Here is a 25,946-nt window from a genome sequence, read left to right on the forward strand (position 1 = left end):
ATTTTTGCTGCGTTGGGGGCGCTGCTATTTAACGCCGTGCTCGCGCAGGAAGGGACCGTATTTCTTGTCGGTGCCCTTGATGTGCCCGGTGAGCCAGTCGCGCAGGAAGTTGAGCAGATCGCTGGAGACGTCCGCCTTGCCGGCTTTGAAGTTGCGGGCGAATTCGCCCACGGTGTCGGTGAACTTCTTGTGAATGCGCTTGTGGCTTGCGGTGTCTTCGTAGCCGAATTTGTCGAAGTATTTTTCCTCGTGCCCGAAGTGGTAGACGGTGTAGTCGAGCAGTTCGTCCACGATTTTTTGGGTGACCTCACGGGCGTGTCCGCGTTTCATGGCGCGGTAGAGGGCGTTGATGAGTTCGACGAGCTTCATGTGCTGCTTGTCGATTTCGGTCACGCCGACGGAGAGGTCTGAGGTCCAGTTGATAAGCACGTCGCTGGTGACGTTTTTGAGGTCGCCGATGAGGACGTTGAGCTCTTCGTTCATGCCGGTGAGTTCGTGGGCGGACTTGGCGGCGTTGATGATGCCGTCGGCAATGCGCGCGGCCACGTCGTTCACTTCGTCCACGGCGCGGTTGATTTCGACCATGGTCTGCGCCTGTTCTTCGGAGGCGGCGGCGATGGCCTGAACCATGATGTGGTTGTCGTCAGCCAGCTGGGTGATGGCGGTCACGGCGGAGCCGGACTCGCGGGCGAGTTCGGCGGCGTTGTTGACGAGGGATGCGGCTTCGTCCATGCGCTCCACGTTGGCCTGTGCGGAATTTTGAATGCCGGTGATGGATTCGCCCACTTCCTTGGTGGCGGTCATGGTCTTTTCGGCGAGTTTGCGAACCTCGTCGGCGACGACGGCGAAGCCTCGGCCTGCCTCGCCGGCGCGTGCGGCCTCGATGGCGGCATTGAGGGCGAGGAGGTTGGTCTGGTCGGCGATGTCGTTAATGACGCCGATGACCTGTCCAATGCCCTGCGCCTGCTGGCCAAGGTCGTGCATGAGTTCCTTGAGGCCGTGGGTCATGCCGTCCACCTGAATGATGGCTTGCTGGGCCTGCGTGACGATGTCTGCGCCCTGACGGGCTTGCTCGCGCGTGTTTTCGACGTTGAGGGCTGTCTCCTGCGTGTTGCGGGAAATATCCGTGACAGCGGCGGCCATCTCCACCATGGCGGTGGCGGTTTCCTGCATGCGTTCGCGCTGGGTCTTGGCGCCCTCGGCGATGGTGTCGGTCAGGTCCGTGATGTGCGCGGTGGCGGATGTGGTCTTGCCGACCATGGTGTCCAGCTTGGAGGCGACTTCCGTCATGCCCTGTTCGCGGGCTTCCTCGGCAACGCGGGAGGCCTCGGCGGCTTGGCGGATGGAATTGTCGGCTTCGCGCTGCTGGGCCTCAAGGCGCGCGGCGAGGGCTTCATATTCCTTCCGGTTGTCCTCCAACTGGCGGATGGCTTCCTTGGCGGCGATGTCGAGGGGCTGCGGCTGGGCGCCCTTGGCCGGACGGGCCAGTGTTTTGGCGACGGCCTCATTCATGGCGTACGCGCCTTGCGTGGCCAGCATAAAGGATGCGGAGGCCAGTACGGCGACAGCAAAGCTGACCGCGCCGACAAAGGTCATGGACGGATGCCCGAGCAGGGCGGCAAGGGCAAGGCCAAGTGCAAGCAGCACTGCCAAGGTCGTGGTCAGGGTGAAAATGTTTTTGTTCGTCATGGTATCCTCGAAAAAGTAAAACGCCGTGATGGCGGGTGATTGCGTCTTTATTGTTAGGAATTATTCCTAACAACGGGTGCAATCTGCCAGAAACCGCACCGGGAGGCAAGGGCTAGTTCATGAGCGGGGCCACCCAGTGAACATAGGCCCAGCGCGCGCCCCACATGCAGAGCGCGGCGTACAATCCGGCAAGAAGGTCGTCTATCATCACGCCAAAGCCGCCGGGGAGCCAGTTTTCTGCGGCTTTAACCGGCCAGGGCTTGGCGATGTCGAAAAGGCGAAACAAGACAAAGCCGAGAAGAATCTGCCACGTGGTCATGATGGGGAAGAGGGCGAAAACCATCCACTGCCCAAGCACTTCGTCAATGACCACACTGCCGGGGTCCTTGCTGCCGATGACGGCTTCCGCGCGGGAGGCGGCCAGCCCGCCCACTATGAAGAGCGCGGCGAGAATAAGGCAGCGCACCGTGGGCGACAGGGGCAAAAAGACAAAGGGCGCGGCGATGACGGCGGCGGCGGCCCCCCACGTGCCGGGAGCCTTGGGCAGATGGCCGATGGGGCCGAGGGTGGCGAATGCTGTGGCAATGCTGTCGGAGCGGGAAATGTGTGTCATGAAAGCGTGTCCAAATGCATGTTGTGGAATGAATGTGTTGTTTACGCCGACGCAGTAGGAATAGCAAGGTGCGCTGCGGCTTTGCGAAATGGTGAAGCGCCCGGGGGACTTGGGCGTCTTCGCTTCGTGCAGACGCTGAAAAGTGGCATGCGGAAGGCGCTTTGCCATGTCTTTGTGCTACGCTGCGGCGGCGTGCAGAGCAAAAAGAGACGGCCCCGGCAAAAGCTGGGGCCGTTTGGCGCGTGTGCGGGCCGGCTAGCGCTCCATGGCGCGTGGCCGGATGGCGCGGATGTCTTGCAAAACGTCCACCAGATGAGCCAGCGGCATGCCTACAACATTGTTGTAGGAGCCGTTGATGCTCTGCACCAGAAAGCCGCCCTTGCCCTGAATGGCGTAGCTGCCGGCCTTGTCCATGGGTTCGCCGCTGCTGGCGTAGCTGAACAGCACTTCCAGCGGCTGGGGGCCCATGGTGACCTCCGTCGCCACGGTGAAGGCGACGGGCTGGGACGCATGGGGATGAAAGACGGCGCAGCCGGACACCACGCGGTGGGTGTTGTCCACCAGCTTGGAGAGCATGAGCAGGGCCTCGTTTTGATCTGAGGGTTTGCCCATGATTTCGCCGTCCAGCGTGACGACGGTGTCCGAACCGATGACCACGGCGTCCGGATAGTCCTCGGCTACGGCTTCGGCCTTGGCTATGGCCGCGCGCTGGGCGTAGTCCTCCGGTGATTCGTCGGGGGCTGGCGCGGGTTCGTTGCCGGGGGAGGGGATAATGTCGAATTCCAGACCGAGGTTTTCCAGCATTTCGCGCCGCCGGGGGGAGCCGGAGGCGAGAATGATGCGCTGCGCGGCCTCGAAGGGACCGGGCTCTACGATGGGCTCAATATTCATGCGCTCGTCTTTTTCCGTTGGGAGAACACGGGCCGGACGCCTCATGGAGGTGCCCGGCCCGGTTGAATCCTAATGTATTGTCGTGATGCTTAGTTGTCTGTCTGTTCAGCAGTCAGCGCGTCAAGCAGGGCTTCGTCCAAAGTCGGATGCGCCCAGATGATACGGTCTGCGTCGTCTTTCGTCCAGCCGTCATGAACGGCCAATGTTGCCGGGGTGATGAGGTGCGATACCCCATGTCCCGCGGCGGTGACGCCGCATACGCGGTCATCATGCCAGCAGACCTTGATGAATCCCTGCACGGCGGCGTGCGCCTGCGCGATGGGATTGGCCGCCAGCATGGCGCGCGAGACGCGTACAGTCATCCCCTTGGCCGTGGCGTCCTCGGGCATAAGGCCGACGCGGAAGCTCTCGGGCGCGCCGTAGACGCACCACGGAACCGGGCCGGATTCGTAGGGCGCCTCGGCGCAGCCTGCGGCATGGAGCGCGGCGTAGCGCCCCTGATGCGAGGCGGTGTGCGCCAGCATGGCCATGCCGTTGACGTCGCCAACGGCGTAGACGTGTGCCGCACAACGCAGGTGCTCGTCAACAGGCAGAAAGCCTTTGGCATCCGGAGTGACGCCAAGGGCGGGCAGATTGAGCCCATCCGTCACCGGTCCGCGTCCGGTGGCAACAAGGGCGATGTCCGCCGTGATGGTGTCGCCGGAGTCCAGCGTCAGCAGGGCATGGTCGTCCTCGGTGACGAGGCTGGCAACGCGCTGGCCGGTGCGGACTTTCCACTTGGCGCGCTTGCACTGGCCGGCAAGGAGCTTGCTGACCTCGGGGTCTTCCCACGGGGCGATGCGGTCCATGGCCTCGACGACGGTGATGCGTGAGCCAAGGCGCGAGAACACGCGTCCAAGCTCCAGCCCGATAACGCCGCCGCCCACGATAAGCAGGTGCTCCGGGACGTCCGTCAGGTCCAGCAGGGCGTCGGAATTGAGCACCTTGTCACCGTCGGGCTGCATGCCGGGGAAGGCCGTTGGCGTGCTGCCGGTGGCAATGACGCAGGCGCCGTATTCAATGGTTGTGGCTTCGTCGCCGTCTATGGCGATGGTGCTGGGCGCGGTAAAGCGCGCGTGCCCGCGCAGAAGCGTGATGCCAAGGCCCGCCAGCTTCTTTTCCATGCCCGTGCGGCTTCCGGCAAGGAGTTTGCCCTTGCGGTCCTGCAGGGCGGGGAGGTTGAAGCTGATGTCGCCGGAGGCCACTTTCATTTTGCCCTGCGCGGCGAGGTCGCTGGCGCATTCCGTGGCGCCGAGGAAGAGCTTGGTGGGGATGCAGCCTCTGTTGAGGCAGGTGCCGCCAAGCTCGCCGCGTTCGATGATGGCAACGGACTGCCCGCGCCGCGCGGCTTCCTCCGCGCTGGCAAAGCCGCCGGGACCGGCGCCGATGACCACAAGGTCGTACCGGACGAGGTGGCTAGGCGTCATCGGTCAGCACCATTTGGCGCGCGGCCTTGGTTTCGTCCAGACGGGAGACGGGCAGTGTTGTGGGCGCGGCCTTGACCGCGTCCGGGTCCGTCCGGGCGGTGCGCAGAATGTCGATGAGGGCGTCGGCGAAGTCGTCCAAGGTGGACTTGGCTTCGGTCTCCGTCGGTTCAATCATCAGGCACTCGGGCACGATGAGCGGGAAGTACACCGTGGGCGCGTGGTAGCCCTTGTCGAGCAGGGCTTTGCCCACGTCCAGCGCGCGTACGCCGCCAAGGTCGTCCCCGGTAACCGAGGCCACGAACTCGTGCATGCAGATGCGGTTGTGCGGAACGTGCAGGTCTTTGTCTAGGCGTTTGCGCAGGTAGTTGGCCGCTAGGACGGCGTTTTCGCTGACGCGGATAAGCCCTTTGCGGCCAAGCCGCACGATGTAGGAGTACGCTTTGAGATAGACGCCGAAGTTGCCGTAGAACGGGGCCATGTAGCCGATGCTCTTCGGGTGGTCGTAGTCGAGGACAAAGCGGCCGTCCTCCAGCTTCTTCACGCGGGAGACGGGCAGGTAGGGCCGCAGGCGCTCGCAGACGCCAACCGGACCGGAACCCGGTCCGCCGCCGCCATGGGGCGTGCCAAAGGTCTTGTGCAGGTTCAGGTGCACCACGTCAAAGCCCGCATCGCCAACACGCATTTTGCCGAGGATGGCGTTCATGTTCGCGCCGTCGTAGTAGAGCAGGGCGTCCACGCCGTGGACCATTTCCACAATCTCGGGCAGGTGCTGCTCAAAGAGCCCAAGGGTGTTGGGGCAGGTAAGCATGACGGCGGCGACGTCGTCGTCCAGCGCCTCACGCAGGGCCTCGGGGTCCACCATGCCGTCCTTGGACTCAATGGAAACGATGTCGAACCCGGCGAGGTGGGCGGAAGCGGGATTGGTGCCGTGGGCGGAGTCCGGGACGATGACCTTTGACTTCTGGTTGCCCTTGTCGGCGTGGTAGGCCGCAATGAGCATGGCGCCCGTCAGTTCGCCGTGCGCGCCCGCCATGGGGTGCAGGGTATAGGCGGCCATGCCTGTGGTCTCGCAGAGCAGGTTTTCCAGCTCGTGCATGACTTCCAGCGCGCCTTGGGTGAAGTGTCCCGCGCCCTTTAGCTGGGCCATCAGCGGATGCAGACGGGTGAAGCCGGGCAGGGCGGCGGCCTGTTCCATGAACTTGGGGTTGTACTTCATGGTGCAGGAGCCAAGGGGATAGAACGTGCTGTCGACGCCATAGTTGAGGTGGGACAGGCGCGTAAAGTGGCGCACCACGTCCAGCTCGCCAAGTTCGGGCAGTTCGGCGGGGGCAGAGCGGCGCATGCCTTCGGGCAGGAAGTCCGCCGTGCAGCAGTCCGGCTTGGAGATGCACACGCCCCGGCGTCCGGGGGTGGACTGGGCAAACATGGTTTTCATCGCAGCAGGCCTCCCATCATCTCGGCAAGGATGCCCACATCCTCGCTGGTATGCTTTTCCGTACAGGCCACCAGCAGGCAGTCCTCAAGGCCGTTGTAGTAGCGGCCAAGGGGGAAGCCCGGCACGTAGCCGCGTTCTGTCAGGCGGTCCACCACCTCATAGGCAGGGACGGGCAGGCGGATGGCGAATTCGTTGCAGAATGGGGCGTCCGACAGCATCTGTACGCCGGGCAGGGCGGTGAGGCGCAGGGCGGCCTCGTGTGCGGTGTGCGAGGCCTTGAGGGCGACGCGCTCCATGCCGCAGGGACCAAGCAGGCTCATGTAGGCCAGTGCGCGCAGGGCGCACAGGGACTGGTTGGAGCAGATGTTGGAGGTCGCCTTCTGCCGCCGGATGTGCTGCTCACGCGCTTGCAGGGTCAGCACGTAGCCGGTGCGGCCCTCGGTGTCCGTGGTGCGCCCGGCGATGCGGCCGGGCATTTGGCGGACCATCTTCTTGGTGCAGGTCATGATGCCAAGGTACGGGCCGCCAAAGGACAGCGGCATGCCAAGGCTCTGGCCCTCGGCCACGGCGATGTCCGCGCCCATCTCGCCCGGCGTCTTGAGGACGCTTTGCATGAGCGGATACACGGAGATGACGCTTTTGGCCTTTACCGAGCGGGCGTGCTCGCACAGGGCGGTGAAGTCGTTGACGTTGCCGAAGAAGTTGGGGTTCTGCACCACCACGGCGGCGGTGGCGTCGTCCACGGCGTCAATGAGGGCGTCGATGTCGGTGTTGCCGTCCTTGTGGGGGACGGTGACGAGGTCCAGCTTGAGGTTGGACGTGTAGGACGCCAGCATGATGCGGTAGATGGGAGAGAGGGCCTCGCTGATGACGAGCTTGGTGCGCTTGGTGGCGCGCACGCCCATCATCATGGCCTCAAAGATGGCGGAGCCGCCGTCGTAGACCGAGGCGTTGGCGCAGTCCATGTCCAGCAGTCTGGCGATGGCTGTTTGGTATTCGAAGATGGCTTGCAGGGTGCCCTGCGAGGCTTCGGGCTGGTAGGGCGTATAGGCTGTGGCAAATTCGCCACGGTTGGTCAGGGTGTCGACGGCGGCGGGGATGTGGTGGTCATAGAACCCCGCCCCAAGAAAGCTGACGACATCCACTTTGTTTTTGGCGGCCAGACGCTCCATATGCGCCATGACTTCCATTTCACTCTTGCCTTCGGGCAGGTCAAAGCTGGCGGGTCGCAGCTGTGGCCCAATGTCGGCAAACAGCTCGTCCATGGACGAAACGCCCACGGTGTCGAGCATTTGCCTTGTTTCGTCCTCGGTGTGCGGGACGTACGGCATGGTGGTGCTCCTGCGGGGGCTTGAGGCTAGTGGGAATCGGCGTTGACGACGGCTTCGTACTCCTCGGGCGTGAGCAGGCCTTCGGGCTGGGCGGAGAGGGTGATGGTGAACATCCAGCCGCTGGCGTACGGGTCTTCGTTGACCTTTTCCGGGGCGTCCTCCAGCTCCTCGTTGACGCTGGCCACAGTGCCGGCGACGGGGGCGTAGATTTCGCTGGCGGCCTTCACGGACTCCACGGAGCCGATTTCATCCCCAACCTCAAACGATTCGCCAACCTCGGGAAGCTCCACATAGGTCAGGTCGCCAAGCTGCTCCTGCGCGAAATGGGTGATGCCGATGGTGGCGGTTTCGCCCTCTATGCGTATCCACTCGTGGGATTTGGCGTACAGCAGGTCCTTTGGAATCACGGTCGCACCTCCTTGGTGTATGGCCGGGGCCCGGCGCTGCGGCGCATGGGCCGTTCGGATGGGTTCTCGTGTTGCGGCGTAGGACGCAAAACACAGCGCGTCCGAGCACACTGCGGACATATCCTTTTGCAGAAATGCGTGCAAGGGGAGAGTGTTAGAGAGATGCTAAAGAACGCTGCGCGGAAAAGGCGGGGACGCACAGCGCGCCGAAAGAGGACGTGCCGCCGGGAGCGGCCGTCCTCTATGGTTGACAAGAGTGGTGAAGGGGACGAAAAGAACGGGCGTCCTATGCCTCCACGGCTTTGCCTTGTCCCTCCTTGAGCTGGATGGACAACCCAAGGTTGCGCATCTCGTTGAGGAGTGTTTTCTTGCGGATGGGCTTGACGAGGTAGGACGTGGCTTCGCCAAGAAAGAAGGCGTCGTGCAGTTCCTTGGTATCGTCAAGGGCGGAAATCATCACCGTTTTGATGCGGGCCTCATCTGAGATGCCGCGTTCGGTTTCGATTTCGCGGATTTCCTGAAGCGCTTCCTGCCCGTCCATGTTCGGCATGATGATGTCAAGGCAGATGAGGTCGTAGGGTTCGTCATTGTTGAGCGAACGCTTAAAGGCCTCCACCGCCTCTTCGCCATCAACGGCAACATCGCAGTATCCGTAGGGATACAGTATTTTCTGCATGAGCCGCCGGCTGTCGAAGTCGTCGTCGACTATCAGAAATCGCATCGGTTCCCCCATATGTTGTGAGTATCCTGCGTAATGTGTTCCTTAAAGGATTTTGCCGCGCGTTGCAATATTCGCCAACAGGTTGAGATGCTTGGCAAGAGGGCGTAAAGTGCATTTGCCTGCGCCCGGGAAGGCCCGTGGCGTGCGATTTTTTGCGGAGTGATAAATAATGGATTTCTTTCGTGCCATCGGCATTTCTTTTTTTCTGACCGTGGTTTTGGCCACCTCGGCCATGGCGGCGGGACCGGGCAGCACGGTGAACCCGTGGCTGGCCTCCGCCGTGCGCATAGGGGCCATGGTGCTGACCTTTGCGGGCATCATTTTCTTTTTGCGGTATCTGTACGGCCCACAAGGAAAATTTCGGCCGAAGGAATTTGGCACGGAGCATATAGACGAGCGCCGTCAGCGCAAGGCCGCCTTGGCGGGCCTGCGCGCGACGTGGCTGAGGGGCGGATATCGAAAGACGAATATGCCGCCGAGCGAGAGAGGATTGAACGCGCATGAAGACTTTTGACATAACGCCGCACCTTGCCTTTTTTGACGAGTATGTGCGGCGGTTTCGTGGCGACAGCGACGAGGATAGGGAAAATGTGGACCTGAAGCGGGACCACAGCCTGCGTGTGCTGGATGAAGCCCGCATGATTACTGCCAGCCTCAGCGGCGACGGCAACATGACGGCGGAGCTTATGCATCTGGTGCATTTGGCCGCGCTGTATCATGACCTTGGGCGCTTTCCACAGTATGCGCGCTGGCGCACCTTTGACGACAGCGTGTCCGAGAATCACGGCCGCCTTGGCCTCAAGGCCCTGCGGGAGGAAGGCGTGATAGCGGACCTGCCCGAGGACCAGCGCAAGCTGGTGCAGACCGTGGTCTGTCTGCATAACCGCCGTTTTATGCCGCGTGGTCTGCCTGCGGACGTAGACACCGCCCTGCGGGTGGTGCGCGACGCGGACAAGCTGGACATCATCCGTGTGGTGCTGTCCTACTTCAGCCCGGACGCACATGAAAACTCCGTGGTGACCCTCGGCCTTGTGGACGACCCGGCATCGTATACGCCGGTTCTGCTGGAGCGTCTTGCCTCCCACAAGCAGGCCAAGTACACGGAGATGCAGTATTTCAACGACTTCCGGCTTATGCTGATGAGCTGGACGTATGATCTCAATTTCGCCGCCAGCAAGATGGCGGTGCTGGAGCGCGGGTTCTTTGATGCCTTGGCGCAGGGCTTGCCAGACAAGCCGGAACTGCGCGATGCGGTCCGCCGTGTCCGGCGCGACCTTGAGGCCCGACCCGCCTGCTCCGCCTAGCATTTCGCTCAGGCACTGCATGCGACAAGCGCCCCGATACGGCATGGCCGTGGCGGGGCGCTTTGCGTCTGGTGGGGGAGGGCGTGGCTAGGGCGTTAACAGTTCCGAAACGCGCTCCACATAGGCGTCGATGTGCTCCATGACGTGCTCCGGCACGTCCGCGAAGCGGATGCCGATGTCCGTGCCCGCCGCACTGCGGGAGATGCGCCGCACGCAGCCCGTGAGCAGGTTGCCGGGGCCGGTGGCCAGGAAGATGGCGCTTTCAATGCCCACTTCGTCGTTGATATCAACAGCGTGGTCCGAGCCTGTGAGGCTGATGCGGCAGCCGCCGGTGCTGATGTCCGTGATGACGGTGTCCACCAGCTCCCCCCGCAGCCAAGCCGAAGCCGGGAAGGAGCACTCCACCCTATGGCGCTGGCGCAGGTTGTGGGACTCTACGGATGTTGGAAAGTCGAGAAACAGCAGGCGTTGGGGCTTGGCGATGCGCCCTTGCACTGTGGTGACAAAGCCCCAGACGTTGCCATCTTTGATGTAGCGGACCACCACGGTATTTCCGGTGTAGGTGTGGTCATACACATCCGGGTGTGTGGCGGACGGCGGCATATGCACGATGAAGCAGCGCCCTCTGTCCTGCCCGATGTAGCGGGTAGGAATGCGTTTGCCGAGGCCTGCCGCGTCGATCACAAGGCGTGTTCCGGGACGCAGGTGGTACAGGCTGTCCGGAATGCTGCTGGGGCGTTGTTGCGTGGCGTGAGCGGTTGTTTGTGTCATGGTTCCTGTTGCATGGTTGAGTCTGCGAATATGGAAGCGTGTGACATAGACGGCTATGAGGGACAATAGGATTTTCGCCTAAAGAGGTGGGGATTTCTCACAGGAGCGACAAGGTTCTTTTTTGGCGGGAAATGGGATACCGTTTTTTTCAGGCACGGCAATGAACTTCGACCATCATATGCAAGAGAGACTGGCGTGACTGCGGAAGCTGAACAGACTGTCGACATCACGGAAATGCCCCTTGAGGGAATTGCCGCCTATTGGCTGTCCCTCAAAAAGATTATGGGAACCAAGGTCACGGCCAAGGCCGCGCAGGAGGAAGCCGAGCGCACCGAAGAGCCGTACATTAAATATTTGCTGGAGACGGCCTTCACCGGCCTGACGGACGAGCAGTTTCGACGCGTGTGCGTCATCCGCGCGCAGACCTCCCTTGATGGACTGCGCCAGCGCCTTGGCCTTATGCGCGAGGCGCACCTGTCCATGGCGGCGGGGGAGAACCCGCGCAAGTCGCTGGTGCGCATGGCCGCATGTTTTCCCTGCCAGCACATGCCGGAGGAAAAAATCACCCGCATGGCGCTGGAGATGGTCAAAAAGGCCCGTGCGGGCAACACGCAGGAGTATCTGGTCACCGTGGATACCCGCATGCCCGCCGACCAGCTGCTGGTCAAACTGATGTTTTACGTCATCTGGGCGCGGCACGAGGGCACAAGCACCATTGAGCCCTTTGCCGAGAGTTCCCGGTGCGTCTTCTTTCGCGAGGGATTGACCCTCGTCAGCGACGGCTTTGACCGGAGCTTTATCAAAACCTGTCTGGATGCCCGGTACGACGGCATCCTGCATGAGGCGGAACGCAAAATGGCCATGGCGGCGGAGCTTGCCACGGCCCTGCGCACGCGCTGTTCCTATGAGGACATGTTCGCGGTGGCGCAGGCGTATTTGTAGCGCGCCTCATCCCTCTTTAGCCAAACGAGATACAGCAGAATATGCAAAGCGATAGACCTACCGGCGACGTCAGCGAGAATGGCGTCTGGAGTGCTGTGGTCCCCCGGACCATGGGCGGTGAGCGGCTGGATGTGTTTTTGTCCTCGGCCTTCAAGGACGGCGGCCTCTCGCGCAGCAAGATTCAAAGCCTTATTAAGTCCGGCAGCGCCAGCGTGGACGGCGAAGTCGCCCGCAAGCCCAAGCTCAAGCTCTCCGGCGGCGAGACTATCACCCTTACGGTGGACCTCCCCTCGGCGGAGCTTGCGCCGGAGGATGCGCCGCTCGACGTCATCCACGCCGATGAGCACCTTGTGGTGGTGAACAAGCCGTGGGGATTGACCGTGCATCCCGCCCCCGCGCAGCCAAGCGGCACCCTTGTGAACCGCTTGGCACATCACTTTCCCGCCATTATGAGCATGGAGGGCGAGCGCCCCGGCATTGTCCACCGCATCGACAAGGACACCTCTGGGCTGCTGCTTGTGGCCCTTGATGAAAAGACGCGCCTTGCCCTCAGCGCCGCCTTTGCCGGGCGCGATGTGGACAAGGACTATCTTGCCATTGTCCATGGTGTGCCGCAGGACGAGTCCTCGGGCCGACAGACCGGCACCATCGACGCCCCCATCGGCCGTGACCCCAAAAGCAAAACCAAGATGGCTGTGGTGGACAAGGGCGGGCGCGACGCGCTGTCCGACTGGGAAGTCCTGTGGTCCAGCCCGGATGGGCAAGCCAGTCTTGTGCGGGTGCACATCTACACCGGGCGCACGCATCAGATTCGCGTGCACATGGCCCACATCGGCCATCCGCTCATGGGCGATGCCATCTACGGCGCGCGCCAGCACAAGGAGTGGCTGCGCGACTCCGGCCATGACGAATCCCTTGCCCCCCGCCAGATGCTGCATGCGTGGCGGCTTGGCTTTACGCATCCTACGACGGGGCAGGACATGCGCTTTGTGCTTGAGCCGCCCGAGGATTTCCGCCGCCTGCTGTTTACGCTGGCGCGGACCACGGTGCGCCTTGGCGTGGTGGGTATGCCCGGTTGCGGCAAGTCCGCGCTGTCGGGCTTTCTGCGAGAGGCCGGGGTGCCGGTCTTTAGCGCCGACGATGCCGTTGCCGCGCTCTATGAGCACGGCGAGGACGGCTGGACCCTCGTCCGCCGCCGCTTTGGCGAGGAGTACGCCCCGGACGGCGAGCCTGTGGCCAAGGGCCGCCTGTTTGCCGGGATGCGCCAGTCCGAGGACTTCCGGCGCGAGGTGCTCGACATTGTGCATCCCCTTGTGCGGCACAGGCTTGAGGAGTTTTGGTCGCAGCACGCGGACGCTCCCGTTGCCGCTGCCGAGGTGCCGCTTTTGGTCGAAGGCGGCTGGGACGAGCGGGGAATTGTGGATATGGTGGTTGGTGTGCATTGCCCCGAAGCCGTCCGCCGTGGCAGACTGGAAGACCGGGGCTGGGACGAGGCCACCATGGCCGCCCTTGAAGCGTGGCAGTGGCCCGAGGCCGACAAGCTGGCCCGCTGCGCTCACGTCGTGGAAAACGGCGGCACCTTGGACGACCTGCACGCCGAAGCCCGCCGCTTGCTCCAGCGTATCGACGCCGACAGGCGCGCCGCCGAGGAGCGCGAGCACAAGCGCATTATGGCGCTGTGGAGCGGCGATAAAGACGCATCCGCTGGCGCTGGCACGACAGCCTCGTAGAGCACGGTTTTTGACTGCGCGCATGGACCGGGGCGGGCGGGTAAGCCGCCTGCCCCGGGCGCGCCGTGCTCCTGCCGTCCCGTGGCGTTGGCTTAATATTTCGTAACGCAAGCAGGGAGGCCCTTCATGTTCCCCATTCGCGACAATATCCCCCGCGTGCACAAGCCCTACGCGGTTTGGGCGCTCATTGTCGCGAACACCATTGTTTTTGCCTTCACCATCTATATGCCCGAGCGTGAAGCCGCGCTGATGTTTCATCTGCTGGGCGTGGTGCCCTCGCGCTTTGCCGACCCTGTTCTTGCCAGCAGTTTGGGCTATCCGCCCGGCGGCTTCTACGCCTTTTTTTCCTACATGTTTCTGCACGGCAGCTGGATGCATTTCATCGTCAACATGTGGACGCTGTGGATTTTTGCGGACAACATTGAGGACGTGATGGGACCGGTGCGGTTTGTGCTCTTTTATCTGCTGTGCGGGCTGGCCGCGCTGGTGGCGCATATGCTGTTTAACCTGCATTCGCAGGTGCCCGTGGTGGGGGCTAGCGGAGCCATTGCCGGGGTGATGGGAGCGTATTTTCTGCTCTATCCCCACGCGCGCGTTATTACCGTTATCCCCATCGTCATCATTCCCTTCATTATTGAGATTCCGGCCATTGTGTACCTTGGCGTGTGGTTCTTTTCACAATTCTTTTCCGGGGTGTTTTCCGCCATTTCGCCGGAGCAGGGCGGCGGCATTGCGTGGTGGGCGCATGCTGGGGGCTTTGTGGCGGGGATGGTGCTATTGCCCGCATTTCGCATGAAGGGGCGGTGCTATTTTTGCCGGATTCCCGAGGGCGACCCCGGGGCCGCGCGCTCGCGCAGGCGGCATTGAAAACGGCCACCTGCGCCCATACGAGAGTGGACATTTTTCAGATTCTGATTATGTCTTTGGGGCGCTTCGGGCTTACGTGCCGTTGCGAGAAACCACCGAAAGGAACCGCGATATGCTGAAAATCGAAGATCTCCACGTAAATATCGGCGACAAGGAAGTGCTGAAGGGCATTGACTTGCACATTGCCGAGGGTGAGACGTTCATCCTGTTCGGCCCCAACGGCTCCGGCAAGACCACGCTCTTGATGACGCTGATGGGTTTTGGAAACTACTCCATCACGGGTGGCCGTATCCTGTTCAAGGGGCACGACATCACCTACGCGCCCATTCATGAGCGTGCGCGCCTTGGCATCGGCATGTCGTTCCAGCGTCCGCCGACGATTCACGGCCTGAAGACCCGCAACCTCGTGGAAATGTGTGGCCTCCACGGGCACAACGGCACCACGCCCGTTGACGACCTCGCCGAGCGCGTCAATTTTTCCAGCTTCCTCGACCGCGATATCAACGCCGGGTTCTCCGGTGGCGAAATCAAGCGTTCCGAGCTGCTCCAGCTCATGGCTCAGGCCCCGGACCTCGTCCTCTTTGACGAGCCTGAATCCGGCGTGGACCTTGAGAACATGAAGCTCATCGGCAAGACCGCGCGCAAGCTGCTGGACGGTTTCGTGACCCCGCATCCCGAATTGTCCATGAAGGAGATGAAGTCCAGCCACAAGCGCTCCGGACTCATCATCACCCACACCGGCTACATTCTTGATTACATCAACGCTGACCGTGGTCAGGTGATGTACAACGGCCATCTGTGCTGTGAGGCCCGCCCCCGCGACATTCTGGAGCATGTGGGCAAGTACGGCTATCAGGAATGCGTTCGCTGTCTGACCAAATAACGACAACGCCTTTGCGGAGAGAGATATGAAAGACGTCAATCTGTCCGATTTTTCGTTCTCGGGCGCGGAATCCGCGTCCATTGAGGACCTGCGGACGCTGGACCCCGCAGACAAGAAGCGGCTGCTCATGGCAGGTGTGGATGTCAACGAGCAGGACCGCGCCGGAAGCTTTCTGCACATGAACCATAGCGCCGTGCACTGCACCACCACGCAGCAGGGCGTTGAACTCATGGACATCAAGGCCGCCCTCAAGAAATACGACGGCCTGCCCCAGCACTACTGGAACCTCATGGACCCGGACAAGGATGAGTTCACCCGCGCCGCCCGCGAAAATCTGCACGGCGGCTACTTCATCCGCACCGAAAAGGGCGCCAAGCTTACCGCGCCCGTGCAGTCCTGTCTGTTCATGAAGGGCAACAAGGTCGGCCAGAACGTGCACAACATCGTCATCGTCGAGGACGATTCCGAGCTGCACCTCATCACCGGTTGCGCCGTTTCCAGCGCCACCGAAGCCGCGGCCCATCTTGGCATTTCCGAGTTCTACATCGGCAAGAACGCCAAGCTGACCTTTACCATGATTCACAACTGGGGCGAAGAAGTCGTCGTCCGGCCCCGCACGCGCGGCGTCATTCAGGCTGGCGGCGAGTTCCAGAACAACTACGTGCTCATGAAGCCCGTAGGCAATCTGCAGTCCAGCCCCATCATCGACCTTGACGGCGCCGGCGCCCGCGCGCGCCTCAACTCCGTCATCGTCGCGCCCAAAGGCTCCTACGTGAACTCCGGCGGCGTGCTGAATCTGAACGCCCCGGACACCCGCGGCGAGATCATTTCCCGCACCCTGACCACCGGCGGCACCATCGTCGCCCCCGGACGCATCTCCGCCAAAGCCGTGCCCGCGCGCGGGCATCTGGAGTGCAAGGGCCTCATCCTTGGCGATGGCCGCATTCACGCCATCCCCGAGCTGGACGGCCATCTCGAAGGCGTGGAACTCTCCCACGAGGCCGCCGTCGGCAAAATCGCGCAGGAAGAAATCGAATACCTGCAGGCCCGTGGTCTCGATGAGGACGAAGCAACGTCCACCATCGTGCGCGGCTTCCTCAACGTCGAAATGGACGGCCTGCCCAGCGAACTGCAGACCGCCATCGAAGAGCAGATTAACCAGCTCGACGCCAGCGACGCCATGTAGCGACGCATGCAGAGCATCCGTGCTTCTCAAGGCGCCCCGGTCAACTGACCGGGGCGCCTTTTTTTCGTTTGGACGGACGGTGGAGGGAGTGCCGCCCATTTTGTGCTCCGCAGGCTTAAGGATTTCATCCTTAAGAATCCTGTTCATACGCCACGTCTCCCACGGTCCACGCGGCTGCAATCATGGCTTTACGTCAGCTTTGAGCAGGGCGGGGCGCTGTCCACGCGTGCGGTAGCGCAGAGGCCATTTTTCGGGCTGGCTTCCAGCCCGAAAACCTCGGGATTTTTAAGGGGTCGCACCCCTTAAACCGCCGGAGGCAACCTCTTGCATGTGGCGTAACGACCACGTCGTCTCTGCCACCCTCTTTGTGCTCCGCAGGCTTAAGGATTTCATCCTTAAGAATCCTGTTCATACGCCACGTCTCCCACGGTCCACGCGGCTGCAATCATGGCCTTTCGTCAGCTTTGAGCGGGGCGGGGCGCTGTCCACGCGTGCGGCAGCGCAGAGGCCATTTTTCGGGCTGGCTTCCAGCCCGAAAACCTCGGGATTTTTAAGGGGTCGCACCCCTTAAACCGCCGGAGGCAACCTCTTGAATGTGGCGTAACGACCACGTCGTCTTTGCCACCCTCTTTGTGCTCCGCAGGCTTAAGGATTTCATCCTTAAGAATCCTCTTTATACGCCACGTTTCCCACGGCCGACGCGGCTGCAATCATGGCTTTACGTCAGCTTTGAGCAGGGCGGGCGACTGTCCATGGGTGCGGCAGCGCAGAGGCTTTTTTCGGGCTGGCTTCCAGCCCGAAAACCTTGGGATTTTTAAGGGCATCGCCCTTAAACCAGCGGAGCTAGCCTCTTGAATGCGGCGTAACGACCACGTCGTCTCTGCCACCCTCTTTGTGCTCCGCAGGCTTAAGGATTTCATCCTTAAGAATCCTGTTCATACGCCACGTCTCCCACGGTCCACGCGGCTGCAATCATGGCCTTTCGTCAGCTTTGAGCGGGGCGGGGGACTGTCCATGGGTGCGGCCGCGCAGAGGCCTTTTTTCGGGCTGGCTTCCAGCCCGAAAACCTTGGGATTTTTAAGGGCAACGCCCTTAAACCAGCGGAGCTAACCTCTTGAATGCGGCGTAACGACCCGGCCCATCAAAAGGCACCACCGTGTGAAATTTCGCACTTGGCGGGAATTCGTTTGAAAGGGGGCTGACGCGCTTGTCTTTGTGTAGCGGGAGGAGTAAAAAGTCTGACTCGGTCACCCGGGTGTGTGACTGGAAAGAGGTCAACATGGATGCACAGAACTGGACAAGAACCAGACAATCGGACCGAGGTCAGGCCTGATGCCCGGATATCAAGGACACGTAGTTGGCGGGACGCTTGCCGCTGGCGGCGTGTGGCTTTCTCTTGCCCTGTGGTTGCCCATGTACCAGCCGGAACCCGTGCAGGGCGTGGCCCTCATGGCGATTGCGACGCTGACGGCGCTTTTCCCCGACGTGGATACGGATTCCAAGGGGCAGCGCCTGTTCTACGCCATTCTCGTCGTGGCGGACCTTACGCTTTTGTGGTTCGGAAAATACCGTTGGGCCGCGATACTCGGCTTTGTTGCCATGCTTCCGGCAGTGGGGCAGCACCGGGGGTGGACGCATACATGGTGGGCCATGCTCATCGTGCCGCTTCCGATTCTGCTTTTGCCGTATTGCTTTTTTGGCACCGGGGTTGAGGTGCTGGCGCCGTACTACGCCGCCGCGGTCATTGGGTACTTTTCGCACCTTGTTCTGGACTGGGTATTGTAGGTTTCGAAAAGAATGCGGGGGCTGCTTTGGCGGCACCTCGCCAGTTGGGGGGATTCATGCGAAAACTGTGTGCCCGTTGTCTGTATTGGCTGGCTCCTGAGGGGAAGGAAATCCTCTGCGACGTCGAGGGACTGTGCCGTTACAGGCCCAAGCAGGTTGTCAGGGATGGCGGGGCGGAGTGCCCCACCGAGGCCTGTGGCTCGTGCGAGTACTGGGAGCCGCATCCCAATCCACAACGCAACTCGGCGGAGTACTAGTCCGCCTGAGCGCACATTACCCGCTGCGCCCAATCCGAAAAAAGGCACGATGACGTTTGGTCATCGTGCCTTTTTTCGAATGCCGTGCTGGTGGCGGGTGCCAGTCACCACGGCAGGCGTAGAATCGTGATAGTGCCGCCTGCGGCGGGCGGCCGGTGCGCCGGGGGGTTAGGAGGCCGCGGCGTCCATATCGTCGAACCAGCTGGACAGAATGTCCACGAGCTGACGCGCCTGCTTGGCGGAGGATATATTGAACTTGGACTGCTGAATGTAGTGCCCACCACGCTTCTGGTAGCGTCCTACGCGGACTTTGGGGGCCTTGTATTCTTCGGTCCTTTTGTCCATTTCCTGATACAGGAAGACGATGGTGGTCCAGGAGCCTTTGGTCAGGACTTCCTTTTTCAGTTCCTTGACGACAAGACGGCCGTCTTCGTCTTCCCAATTGATTGTGATTTCGTCGATAGTCTCGGCCATGAAACACCCTCCTTTGCTGTTCTTCACTCTCGTGGGCCTGTGCTCAATGCTTGAGCGCAGGCGTGACCGCTTCCCTCGCATGGACGAAGGAGGATTTCAAATCTTTTTTTCATTGTGCGTGGTGGCGCGCACAGTGTCCTGCATCCCCTGAAAGGGGTGTGTCCCTTCTCCGTAAAGGCTTTTCGCGGGGCGGGGCGCCATGTGATAAGCTGCTCCACTTACGGACAAAATTGACGCCATGCCCGCGGGGCTGTGCGCCGTGCCGTGTGCGGGCTGTGGCCGTGGACGAGCAGGGTGCACCCCGGTTAGCGCGCCATCAGCCGGAGGTACAGGTCGCCCTTGATGGGGCCTATCTTGCGGCCAAGGCCGCGCAGACGCAGCGGGCGGCCTGCCACGAAATCCGGGGGCAGGGGCACCTCAATGGTCATGGGCTTGTCCGAGAATCCACGCCGGATTTGCAGGCGCACGACGCAACCGGGCAAAAGCTGGCTGGGAAGGAGATGGACGGTCTGCTCGTCGTCCATCTGCTTTTGCAACCAGCCTTTGACCCACTGTACCGGGCCGCCGCGCAGGTTGAGGTTCATCTCCGCACTGCCAAGGCGCAGGCTGAGGCTGCGGTTCTTGACGGTGGCGTTGCGGCGCGGGGCGGTGCCGGATTTTTTGATTTGGCTGTAGATGTCCTCAAAGACCTTGCGGGCAAAGGGGTCGTTGAGGATGTTTTTCAGCACGTCTTCCTGCTTGAAGTGGAAGCCGCCGGAGGGCTCGGCCTCGCGCCGGGGCTTTTGGCGTGCGCCGCCGGGTGGCGGTGGCGGGGGCTTGGCCTCGGACTGCTTTTTGTAGCGGCGTGCGCCTTCCTCGCGCGAGGCTTTGGCCTTTTGCCCTGCGCTGGCGGAGGTTTTGCGGCTGCGTGGCGGCTCCTGGGGCTGGTCCTTCAGCGCCTCGGTGAGGATGACGTAGGCTTCGTTCAGGCGCTGAAAATCCGTTGCGGCCTTGGGGTTGTTGGGATTGAGGTCCGGGTGGAGTTCGAAGGCCCTTTTGCGGTAGGCGGATTTGACCTCGTGCAAGGACGCCCCGGGTTTGAGACGAAGAATCTTGTAACAGTCACGGACGTTCACAGGGCCCCCGGTGTATGGTGGTTCAGGACGGGATGATATTCGTCAGTGCCTCGGGCGCGTCGTTGTCGTCGCACTCGATGTTCAGGCTTTTGATGTATTCGATGCCTTGCCTGCGGAATTCGTCGTGTCCGGCCTCGGCGCGGACGCCGGGACAGTATTCCTGAATCATTTCCCAGCTCATGGCGTCTACGATGTTGCCCTTGAAGAAGGGCCACGCGCGGCAGATGTCGGGGCGTCCGGGGTGAACGTGGCATCCTTCGCCCTGCCGGAAGAAGATACAGTAGTCGTCGTCTCCGGTGACAAGGATTATCTTGCCGCCGCAGGTGCGGGTGTAGCGGGAGAGAAAGTCCTCAAGCGGCAGGCCGAGATGGTCGGCCAGACGGCGCTGGTCCTTGGCGGCCATAACGATGCCGCCTTCTCCCTTGCAGCAGTGGCCGCACATGCGGCACTCGAACGCCTTGACGTCCTTGTTCATCGAAGAAGTCTCCTGTGCTCGACCATGAGGCAGCGGTCCTGCACAACGCTGGTCGGCGTGTTGTTCAGTATATCCACGGCGTCGTTACTGACGATGCCGGATTGCATCCAGAAGAGGAGCGGGGCCTTTGGCAGTGCGGCGCACTCCCGGGCGTGGTCCGGGCAATACGCGGGCGCGCGGAAAACATCAACAAGGTCAATCTCCCCGGGGATGTCCGCAAGACTGCGATAGGTGGCAAGCCCCCAGACGCCGGAGCGCTTGGGATGCACGGGGTAGATGGTAAAGCCGGCCTCTATGAGGTAGCGTCCCACCATATCGACGGGTTGCCCCGCCTTGTCCTTGGCACCGATGATGGCAATGGTCCGAACCTGCGACAGCAGGTTTTTGAGTGTGTCGTCGAAGAGAATCATCCGCGACTCCATGGTTGCGAAAATCTTTCGGATGCGCCAATGTCTGGCCCGCCGGGCCTTTGTTGTCCGTGAATTTGTCGTAATCGTCAAGCAACCCGGGAGGGAGACAAATATGCAGGAGCGTTTGACTCCGCAGGCGGCGCTTGCGCTGCTGAAGCAGGAATCGGTGTTCAGCCTTGGCCGCATGGCGCATGCCCGCAGGATGCAAAAGCATCCGGACAGCCGGGTGACATATATCGTTGACCGCAATATCAACTACACCAACGTGTGCATCTCCGGGTGCAAGTTCTGCGCGTTTTTCCGTGCGCCGGGCGACGAGGGCGGCTACGTCCTTAGCCGCGAGGAGCTTGCGGCCAAAGTGCAGGAGACCGTGGACCTTGGCGGCTATCAGATTCTGCTGCAGGGCGGCATGCATCCGGATCTCGACATGGAATTCTACGAGGGGATGCTGTCCTTTTTGAAGGAGCGCTTCCCGCAGGTGGCCGTGCATGGCTTCTCGCCGTCCGAGATTTGGTACCTGGGGCAGGAGAGCGGCCTTGGGCACGGCGAAGTCATCCGCCGCTTGGTGGCTGCAGGGCTGGACTCCATCCCCGGCGGCGGCGCGGAAATCCTTGTGGACCGTGTGCGCGAGGACGTCTCGCCCCGCAAGGCCACGGCGGACCAGTGGCTGGAGGTTATGCGCGAGGCGCACCTTCAGGGCCTGCGCACCACCGCGACCATGATGTTTGGCGAAGGCGAAACCATTGAGGAGCGCATTGAGCATCTGGACCGCCTGCGTACACTGCAGGACGAAACGGGCGGCTTTACGGCGTTCATCCCGTGGACCTTCCAGCCGGACAACACCCGCCTGCCGCGCCCGGAGGCCTCCAGCGAGGAATACCTCAAAATGCTGGCCCTTTCGCGCCTGTATCTGGACAATATTGACAACGTGCAGGCCTCGTGGGTCACGCAGGGACCGCTTATCGGTCAGCTTGCGCTGTTCTGGGGTGCCAATGACTTTGGCTCCACCATGATTGAAGAGAACGTGGTGGCCGCCGCCGGCGTGCACTTCCGCCTGCCGGAGGGCAAACTGCGCCATCTGGTGGAGTCCGCAGGGTTCACCCCATGCCGTCGCCGCATGGACTACACCCTGATGGAGTAACCGTGCACACGGCGTTTTTTCTTCGTGGGATGCTGCTCTGGGCGGGATTTGTCCTGCTTGGGGCGGCGTCCGGTGCGGTGCGCGCGGCGTGGACCCAGCCTGCGCTGGGGCCGAGCGCGCAGTATGTGCACTTGGTGGCACTGACGGCGTGCGTGGTGCTGCTGACCCGCCGATTGCTGCGCCGCTTTGACGCCGCGCCCGCCTTGCTGTGGCGGATGGGGGTGATGTGGGCGGCGCTGTCCGTTGCCCTGCACCTTGGCCTTGGGCGGCTGGTGTTTGAGCGGCCCCTTGCCGCGCTGGTGGCTGAGTATGACCTCACCGCCGGAAGCCTGTTCCCCGTCTTTTTGCTCATCCTTGCCGTGACGCCCCGATGCGCGGCGCTCCTCTCCCGTCCGTAGCATCTGCCCGTCAGCCGCCATTTTTGTGCAGCATCGCGTAATTGCGGGCGCATATTGCCCGTTGTTTAGCCTTGTTATCAACAGCTGAAACCCACGGCCCGCTTGTGACGATGGGCTGTTCATGGTATTACAGATAACAATTGCCGATTGTCTGTTCCAAGGAGTTGAAATGCCATAAGTCCAGTTGATGCGGGGAAGCGCGATGCCCAGTGATCCCAAGATGGAGCAGGGCGTTCTTATCGCCCTGAAACCTAAAGACAAGAGCGAAGCGGCTAGACGGCGCAATGGCGACACCTTGCCCGGCCCGCCCCAGAGGCGCGAGCAGGGAATGGGTGTGGCCGATGCGCTGGGCAGCAGCCAGTATCAAACGCTCCTGAACGGGATTCCCCTTCCGACGGTAACGTGGCGCTATACGGACGGCGAGTTTGTGCTTGTGGACTTCAACGCCGAGGCCGTGAACTTCTTTGGTACCACTTCCAATAACCGCATCGGCTTCACCAGCTCCAATCTTTATCCCGACCATCCTGAAATTTCCCTCGATCTTGAACGCGCCTACCACAGCGGTGAGCGCATTGTGCGCGAGATGCGCTATACCACGCGCACCCAGCCTGCGCGCCGTCTGCACATGCGCTTTTCCTACGCCGCGTGTCCGCCGGACCTTGTGCTCATGTTCTGCGAGGACATGTCGCAGGGCATGCAGTTCTGGGAGGACAGAAAGAAGGCGGAGCAGCAGTTCCGTGCGCTGTTCGACGCGGCTCCCGTTGGCATCTACCAAACCGGAACGGGCGGCCGCTTCGAGCACGTGAACCTGCGCCTTGCGCGGATGTACGGCTTTGCATCGCCCGATGAAATGGAGCTGGGCGTCAAGGACCCGAGCGAGCTGTTTGTCGACCAGAAGCAGCGCGATGCCCTGCAACGTGCGCTGGCCGAACGGGGCGCGGTGGATGATTTTGAATGCCTTGTCCGCCACGCTGATGGGTCCACGTTTTGGGTGTCCAAAAGCGTGAAGCAGATTCGTGACGGGCAGGGCAATGTCCTGTCGTCCATGGGCTTTGAGGTGGACATCTCGGAGCGCAAAATGGCGGAGAACCTGCGCGAGGAAGTGGAACGCATCACCCGCCACGATCTCAAGTCGCCGCTCAACGCCGTGGTCGGCCTCGCCAACCTGCTGCAGGATGATGAAAATCTGACTGATGATCAGGTGGAAAGTCTGCGTGTTATCGAGCACTCGGGCAATACCATGCTGAATATGATCAACCTGTCGCTGGCGATGTACCGCATGGAGCGCGGCGCCTATACCGTAAAGGCCGAGCGTATCGACCTGCTGCCTCTGCTGGCCGAGGTGTTGACCGAGCTGGAGACCACGCTGTCCGCGCACAAGGTGAAGGCGGACATCCGCATCCGCGGCGTGCTGGCCGGGCCGGGAGCGGGGTTCTTTGTGATTGGCGAGCGGCTTCTGTGCTGGGCGCTGCTCTATCATTTGGTGCAAAACGCCGTGGAAGCCTCGCCTCCGGGTGAGCACGTGCACATTCATTTTGACGAGGACAAGAGCTGCTGCGTCAGCGTGCACAATATGGGCATGGTGCCCGACAAAATTCGCGATACCCTGTTCGACAAGTTCATCACCGAAGGCAAGAAGGAAGGCACCGGCCTTGGCGCGTACTGCGCGCGCCTTGTGGTGCAGACCCTTGGGGGCAGTATTTCCTACACGTCCACCAAGGCGGAAGGGACCACCATGCGCGTGCGATTGCCGTTGCCGCCCTCCGGGTGCTTTTAGCCGCTGCAGAGATGAGCGCCGTAAACGACGCGCCGCGCCGCCGGAGTATCCGGGGCGCGGCGCTTTTGCGTGTGGAGGGGGAAAGGGCGGTTCCGGTCGCAGGGGCGTGCTGGCCGCCGTGACGGTGTCGCCGCGGGGCGTGGGTCAGGCGCCGATAAAGAGCTTTTTGGCGTCCAGCACCTTTTTGATGTAGCGGCGCGTCTCCGCGTAGGGCAGGTGGGCGCGCAGCTTGGCGTAGACCTCGGACGGGCGCATGGCATTGATGCGCCGCACCGCTGTGGAGCGGTTGGAGCTAAAGGTACGCAGCACGTTGCCCGCGCCCGTATTGTAGGCGGCGATGACACAATATTCGCGCGTGAGCGGGTTGGTGATTTTGGCGAGGTGGCGCGTATCCAAAATATGCAGATAGGCGGAGCCAAAGGTGATGTTGTTGTCCGGCTTGAACAGGAAGTCCCGGCTGGGCGGCGTGGCGCTGCCGTGGAGCATGCGGTTCACTTCCGCGCCTGCGCTGGTGGGCACAATCTGCATCAGGCCAAAGGCCGGCGCGCCGCTGACGGCAAAGGGGTTGAAATCGCTTTCCGTTTTGATGACGGCGTAGATGAGGTTGCGGCTGACGCCAAAGCGCTTGCTGCGGCTGGCCACAAGGGAGGCGTACTTTCGCGCGCGGATGTGCAGGTGGTCCTTGACCAGCGGAAAGCTGACCGAACGCGCCGTGCCGTGGCCGTTGTCCAGACGGCGCGTGGAGAGGGAGGTGCTGACAAGGTGCTCCGCAAAGCGGTTGGCGCGCCATTGCCAGCGGATGGCCTTGCCGTCCTGATCCAGCACTTCCTTGTACAGGAAGGGCGTTGCGCCGTAGGTGACCTCGCCCGCGGAGTAGAGGTCCACGGCGCGCGGGTCGCCCGGGGCGAGGACCGTTGCCACCACAGCCTGCTTCAGGCTGTCCAGCGGGGCGGTTGTGTCCACCGTTTCAACGGTGACGCGCCCTGCGTCAAAGTCCACCAGCGCGCGGGATTTGTAGCCCTCGGTATATTTGACGTAGGTCTTTGGCGTAGGTTCGCGCCGTTCTTTTTTGCCCCACACGCCGTCGATGGCGTCGCGGAATTCCTCAATGCGTTTTTTGAAGGCGAGGATGTCGGCCTTCAGCTTTTTGGGATTGGCGGCGTAGCGGGCGGCCTTTTCCGCGGCAAGGGATTGCACGGCGGCGGGGTCGCCACTGGTGGCAATGCGGGCAAGGCGGTAGGCGTCGGAGCTGGTGCAGCCAAGGAGAATGACGCAGGCTGCGCCTAAACAAATATTCCTGAGCAGACGGGTGCGGGGGGTGGTGACGGCTTTCATAGCCCGGACTGTAGCGGAATCGTCCGGGAATTCAAGGGGCCGCGGGGCGGCCCCGGATGGTGTTTGGCAGAGTGCCGCAGCGTGTCTAGGACAGGAGCGTAACGCCGAGGCGGGTTTGCAGGTCCGTAGCAATGGCCTTGGCGCGTTGGGTATCCGTGGTGGAGAGCAGTTCGTCCAGCAGCTCCGTGGGGATGACGTCTGGCTGGTAGCGCACGTGGATGGTCTGGGTGAAGATGTTTACCTTCACGTCGTCGATGCCGCTTGGCAGTTCGTCGAACTTGGGCAGCCCCGAAAAGCCGGGGGCGGAAAGGATGGCGGGGTTGACCTTAATCTTGAGATCACCGGGCGTATGGCTGGCCACACGCAGGTAGTCTCTGGCTTTCATGAGCCAGTCGAAATCCATATGTCCTCCTGATGGATGCTCGTGTCGGGACGAATATACTGTACTGCGGGCCGAAGCGCCCGGGGAAAGTGTCGCTGTGCGGACGGGAGTTCGTATACTAGCGCGGGAGCCATGGCAAGCGCGGCTGGGAATGCCAATGC

Annotated in this window: 27 protein-coding genes; 12 read left to right on the forward strand and 15 right to left on the reverse strand. The window is 61.9% G+C overall.

The window, feature by feature from the left end:
- Window positions 1-24: 24 nt before the first annotated feature.
- The 8 genes from ACYQ2T_RS05065 to ACYQ2T_RS05100 all read right to left on the reverse strand — a co-directional run bounded on the left by ACYQ2T_RS05065 (window position 25) and on the right by ACYQ2T_RS05100 (window position 8,553).
- Window positions 25-1,689: a bacteriohemerythrin gene (locus tag ACYQ2T_RS05065; protein WP_459898964.1), complete on the reverse strand. Its 1,665-nt coding sequence runs from the start codon at window positions 1,687-1,689 to the stop codon at window positions 25-27.
- A 112-nt stretch (window positions 1,690-1,801) separates the two neighbouring features.
- On the reverse strand, window positions 1,802-2,302 hold the full coding sequence (locus ACYQ2T_RS05070) for a phosphatidylglycerophosphatase A family protein (protein ID WP_459898966.1): 501 nt from the start codon (window positions 2,300-2,302) through the stop codon (window positions 1,802-1,804).
- A gap of 255 nt (window positions 2,303-2,557) precedes the next feature.
- Window positions 2,558-3,193, reverse strand: a complete 636-nt coding sequence (locus tag ACYQ2T_RS05075) for a Maf family protein (RefSeq protein WP_404844359.1) — start codon at window positions 3,191-3,193, stop codon at window positions 2,558-2,560.
- Window positions 3,194-3,282: 89 nt separating this feature from the next.
- Window positions 3,283-4,659, reverse strand: a complete 1,377-nt coding sequence (locus ACYQ2T_RS05080; RefSeq protein WP_459898968.1) for a dihydrolipoyl dehydrogenase family protein — start codon at window positions 4,657-4,659, stop codon at window positions 3,283-3,285.
- On the reverse strand, window positions 4,649-6,094 hold the full coding sequence (gcvPB, locus tag ACYQ2T_RS05085) for an aminomethyl-transferring glycine dehydrogenase subunit GcvPB (protein WP_459898970.1): 1,446 nt from the start codon (window positions 6,092-6,094) through the stop codon (window positions 4,649-4,651). Before gcvPB ends, ACYQ2T_RS05080 begins: the two co-directional genes overlap by 11 nt.
- A complete protein-coding gene (gcvPA, locus tag ACYQ2T_RS05090) occupies window positions 6,091-7,425 on the reverse strand; it encodes an aminomethyl-transferring glycine dehydrogenase subunit GcvPA (protein ID WP_459898972.1) in 1,335 nt (444 codons plus the stop codon). Before gcvPA ends, gcvPB begins: the two co-directional genes overlap by 4 nt.
- 26 nt (window positions 7,426-7,451) lie before the next feature.
- Complete coding sequence (gene gcvH, locus ACYQ2T_RS05095; RefSeq protein ID WP_459898974.1) at window positions 7,452-7,832, reverse strand: glycine cleavage system protein GcvH; 381 nt, start codon at window positions 7,830-7,832, stop codon at window positions 7,452-7,454.
- Window positions 7,833-8,118: 286 nt separating this feature from the next.
- Entirely contained in the window at window positions 8,119-8,553 is a 435-nt protein-coding gene (locus ACYQ2T_RS05100) for a response regulator (RefSeq protein WP_404844364.1), read from the reverse strand.
- Window positions 8,554-8,722: 169 nt separating this feature from the next.
- On the opposite strand from ACYQ2T_RS05100, the gene ACYQ2T_RS05105 reads away from it, so the two are divergent.
- Together ACYQ2T_RS05105 and ACYQ2T_RS05110 are read left to right on the forward strand one after the other, a co-directional pair.
- The gene (locus tag ACYQ2T_RS05105) at window positions 8,723-9,067 is read left to right on the forward strand and encodes a hypothetical protein (protein WP_459898976.1); all 345 of its coding nucleotides are present in this window, start codon (window positions 8,723-8,725) and stop codon (window positions 9,065-9,067) included.
- Window positions 9,054-9,857 (forward strand): HD domain-containing protein, encoded by an 804-nt coding sequence (locus ACYQ2T_RS05110; protein ID WP_459898978.1) that lies wholly within the window; start codon window positions 9,054-9,056, stop codon window positions 9,855-9,857. Before ACYQ2T_RS05105 ends, ACYQ2T_RS05110 begins: the two co-directional genes overlap by 14 nt.
- 87 nt (window positions 9,858-9,944) lie before the next feature.
- Here ACYQ2T_RS05110 and ACYQ2T_RS05115 read toward each other — a convergent pair whose 3' ends face one another.
- Window positions 9,945-10,628, reverse strand: coding sequence for a flagellar brake protein (locus ACYQ2T_RS05115; RefSeq protein ID WP_459898980.1), 684 nt, complete (start codon window positions 10,626-10,628; stop codon window positions 9,945-9,947).
- 195 nt (window positions 10,629-10,823) lie between these two features.
- On the opposite strand from ACYQ2T_RS05115, the gene ACYQ2T_RS05120 reads away from it, so the two are divergent.
- The 7 genes from ACYQ2T_RS05120 to ACYQ2T_RS05150 all read left to right on the forward strand — a co-directional run bounded on the left by ACYQ2T_RS05120 (window position 10,824) and on the right by ACYQ2T_RS05150 (window position 18,278).
- A complete protein-coding gene (locus ACYQ2T_RS05120; protein ID WP_459898982.1) occupies window positions 10,824-11,570 on the forward strand; it encodes a hypothetical protein in 747 nt (248 codons plus the stop codon).
- Between the two features lie 41 nt (window positions 11,571-11,611).
- A complete protein-coding gene (locus ACYQ2T_RS05125; RefSeq protein WP_459898984.1) occupies window positions 11,612-13,300 on the forward strand; it encodes a dephospho-CoA kinase in 1,689 nt (562 codons plus the stop codon).
- 126 nt (window positions 13,301-13,426) lie between these two features.
- Entirely contained in the window at window positions 13,427-14,167 is a 741-nt protein-coding gene (locus ACYQ2T_RS05130; protein ID WP_404844370.1) for a rhomboid family intramembrane serine protease, read from the forward strand.
- Between the two features lie 112 nt (window positions 14,168-14,279).
- Complete coding sequence (locus tag ACYQ2T_RS05135; RefSeq protein ID WP_459898987.1) at window positions 14,280-15,050, forward strand: ABC transporter ATP-binding protein; 771 nt, start codon at window positions 14,280-14,282, stop codon at window positions 15,048-15,050.
- A 25-nt stretch (window positions 15,051-15,075) separates the two neighbouring features.
- Window positions 15,076-16,236 (forward strand): SufB/SufD family protein, encoded by a 1,161-nt coding sequence (locus ACYQ2T_RS05140; protein ID WP_404844372.1) that lies wholly within the window; start codon window positions 15,076-15,078, stop codon window positions 16,234-16,236.
- 1,332 nt (window positions 16,237-17,568) lie between these two features.
- Window positions 17,569-18,021 carry a metal-dependent hydrolase gene (locus ACYQ2T_RS05145; RefSeq protein WP_404844373.1) on the forward strand — a complete coding sequence of 151 codons (453 nt, stop codon included), beginning with the start codon at window positions 17,569-17,571 and terminating at the stop codon, window positions 18,019-18,021.
- A 56-nt stretch (window positions 18,022-18,077) separates the two neighbouring features.
- Window positions 18,078-18,278: a hypothetical protein gene (locus ACYQ2T_RS05150; protein WP_459898990.1), complete on the forward strand. Its 201-nt coding sequence runs from the start codon at window positions 18,078-18,080 to the stop codon at window positions 18,276-18,278.
- Between the two features lie 168 nt (window positions 18,279-18,446).
- Here the strand turns inward: ACYQ2T_RS05150 and ACYQ2T_RS05155 are convergent, their stop codons facing one another.
- From ACYQ2T_RS05155 to ACYQ2T_RS05170, 4 genes are all read right to left on the reverse strand, one after another.
- Window positions 18,447-18,752 carry a hypothetical protein gene (locus tag ACYQ2T_RS05155; protein ID WP_404844375.1) on the reverse strand — a complete coding sequence of 102 codons (306 nt, stop codon included), beginning with the start codon at window positions 18,750-18,752 and terminating at the stop codon, window positions 18,447-18,449.
- Between the two features lie 305 nt (window positions 18,753-19,057).
- Window positions 19,058-19,867: a DnaJ domain-containing protein gene (locus ACYQ2T_RS05160; protein ID WP_459898991.1), complete on the reverse strand. Its 810-nt coding sequence runs from the start codon at window positions 19,865-19,867 to the stop codon at window positions 19,058-19,060.
- A 22-nt stretch (window positions 19,868-19,889) separates the two neighbouring features.
- Complete coding sequence (locus ACYQ2T_RS05165; protein WP_459898993.1) at window positions 19,890-20,342, reverse strand: YkgJ family cysteine cluster protein; 453 nt, start codon at window positions 20,340-20,342, stop codon at window positions 19,890-19,892.
- Window positions 20,339-20,752, reverse strand: coding sequence for a CoA-binding protein (locus ACYQ2T_RS05170; RefSeq protein ID WP_459898995.1), 414 nt, complete (start codon window positions 20,750-20,752; stop codon window positions 20,339-20,341). The genes ACYQ2T_RS05165 and ACYQ2T_RS05170 overlap by 4 nt, the downstream gene beginning before the upstream one ends.
- 112 nt (window positions 20,753-20,864) lie before the next feature.
- Between ACYQ2T_RS05170 and mqnC the strand changes: the two genes are divergently transcribed.
- From mqnC to ACYQ2T_RS05185, 3 genes are all read left to right on the forward strand, one after another.
- Window positions 20,865-21,893, forward strand: coding sequence for a cyclic dehypoxanthinyl futalosine synthase (gene mqnC / locus ACYQ2T_RS05175; RefSeq protein ID WP_404844379.1), 1,029 nt, complete (start codon window positions 20,865-20,867; stop codon window positions 21,891-21,893).
- Between the two features lie 2 nt (window positions 21,894-21,895).
- Entirely contained in the window at window positions 21,896-22,291 is a 396-nt protein-coding gene (locus tag ACYQ2T_RS05180) for a hypothetical protein (RefSeq protein WP_459898997.1), read from the forward strand.
- A gap of 202 nt (window positions 22,292-22,493) precedes the next feature.
- A complete protein-coding gene (locus ACYQ2T_RS05185; protein ID WP_459898999.1) occupies window positions 22,494-24,068 on the forward strand; it encodes a sensor histidine kinase in 1,575 nt (524 codons plus the stop codon).
- Window positions 24,069-24,212: 144 nt separating this feature from the next.
- Here ACYQ2T_RS05185 and ACYQ2T_RS05190 read toward each other — a convergent pair whose 3' ends face one another.
- A complete protein-coding gene (locus tag ACYQ2T_RS05190) occupies window positions 24,213-25,403 on the reverse strand; it encodes a murein transglycosylase domain-containing protein (RefSeq protein ID WP_459899001.1) in 1,191 nt (396 codons plus the stop codon).
- A gap of 85 nt (window positions 25,404-25,488) precedes the next feature.
- Complete coding sequence (locus ACYQ2T_RS05195; protein ID WP_459899003.1) at window positions 25,489-25,806, reverse strand: hypothetical protein; 318 nt, start codon at window positions 25,804-25,806, stop codon at window positions 25,489-25,491.
- Window positions 25,807-25,946 lie beyond the last annotated feature (140 nt).

Source organism: Desulfobaculum senezii, from assembly GCF_054657395.1.

Bases quoted from the DNA above. Each gene is read 5' to 3' on its own strand.
- ACYQ2T_RS05065 (WP_459898964.1), bottom strand. From the start codon at position 1,689: ATGACGAACAAAAACATTTTCACCCTGACCACGACCTTGGCAGTGCTG.
- ACYQ2T_RS05070 (WP_459898966.1), bottom strand. From the start codon at position 2,302: ATGACACACATTTCCCGCTCCGACAGCATTGCCACAGCATTCGCCACC.
- ACYQ2T_RS05075 (WP_404844359.1), bottom strand. From the start codon at position 3,193: ATGAATATTGAGCCCATCGTAGAGCCCGGTCCCTTCGAGGCCGCGCAG.
- ACYQ2T_RS05080 (WP_459898968.1), bottom strand. From the start codon at position 4,659: ATGACGCCTAGCCACCTCGTCCGGTACGACCTTGTGGTCATCGGCGCC.
- gcvPB (WP_459898970.1), bottom strand. From the start codon at position 6,094: ATGAAAACCATGTTTGCCCAGTCCACCCCCGGACGCCGGGGCGTGTGC.
- gcvPA (WP_459898972.1), bottom strand. From the start codon at position 7,425: ATGCCGTACGTCCCGCACACCGAGGACGAAACAAGGCAAATGCTCGAC.
- ACYQ2T_RS05100 (WP_404844364.1), bottom strand. From the start codon at position 8,553: ATGCGATTTCTGATAGTCGACGACGACTTCGACAGCCGGCGGCTCATG.
- ACYQ2T_RS05105 (WP_459898976.1), top strand. From the start codon at position 8,723: ATGGATTTCTTTCGTGCCATCGGCATTTCTTTTTTTCTGACCGTGGTT.
- ACYQ2T_RS05110 (WP_459898978.1), top strand. From the start codon at position 9,054: ATGAAGACTTTTGACATAACGCCGCACCTTGCCTTTTTTGACGAGTAT.
- ACYQ2T_RS05115 (WP_459898980.1), bottom strand. From the start codon at position 10,628: ATGACACAAACAACCGCTCACGCCACGCAACAACGCCCCAGCAGCATT.
- ACYQ2T_RS05125 (WP_459898984.1), top strand. From the start codon at position 11,612: ATGCAAAGCGATAGACCTACCGGCGACGTCAGCGAGAATGGCGTCTGG.
- ACYQ2T_RS05130 (WP_404844370.1), top strand. From the start codon at position 13,427: ATGTTCCCCATTCGCGACAATATCCCCCGCGTGCACAAGCCCTACGCG.
- ACYQ2T_RS05135 (WP_459898987.1), top strand. From the start codon at position 14,280: ATGCTGAAAATCGAAGATCTCCACGTAAATATCGGCGACAAGGAAGTG.
- ACYQ2T_RS05140 (WP_404844372.1), top strand. From the start codon at position 15,076: ATGAAAGACGTCAATCTGTCCGATTTTTCGTTCTCGGGCGCGGAATCC.
- ACYQ2T_RS05145 (WP_404844373.1), top strand. From the start codon at position 17,569: ATGCCCGGATATCAAGGACACGTAGTTGGCGGGACGCTTGCCGCTGGC.
- ACYQ2T_RS05150 (WP_459898990.1), top strand. From the start codon at position 18,078: ATGCGAAAACTGTGTGCCCGTTGTCTGTATTGGCTGGCTCCTGAGGGG.
- ACYQ2T_RS05155 (WP_404844375.1), bottom strand. From the start codon at position 18,752: ATGGCCGAGACTATCGACGAAATCACAATCAATTGGGAAGACGAAGAC.
- ACYQ2T_RS05165 (WP_459898993.1), bottom strand. From the start codon at position 20,342: ATGAACAAGGACGTCAAGGCGTTCGAGTGCCGCATGTGCGGCCACTGC.
- ACYQ2T_RS05170 (WP_459898995.1), bottom strand. From the start codon at position 20,752: ATGATTCTCTTCGACGACACACTCAAAAACCTGCTGTCGCAGGTTCGG.
- mqnC (WP_404844379.1), top strand. From the start codon at position 20,865: ATGCAGGAGCGTTTGACTCCGCAGGCGGCGCTTGCGCTGCTGAAGCAG.
- ACYQ2T_RS05185 (WP_459898999.1), top strand. From the start codon at position 22,494: ATGCCCAGTGATCCCAAGATGGAGCAGGGCGTTCTTATCGCCCTGAAA.
- ACYQ2T_RS05190 (WP_459899001.1), bottom strand. From the start codon at position 25,403: ATGAAAGCCGTCACCACCCCCCGCACCCGTCTGCTCAGGAATATTTGT.
- ACYQ2T_RS05195 (WP_459899003.1), bottom strand. From the start codon at position 25,806: ATGGATTTCGACTGGCTCATGAAAGCCAGAGACTACCTGCGTGTGGCC.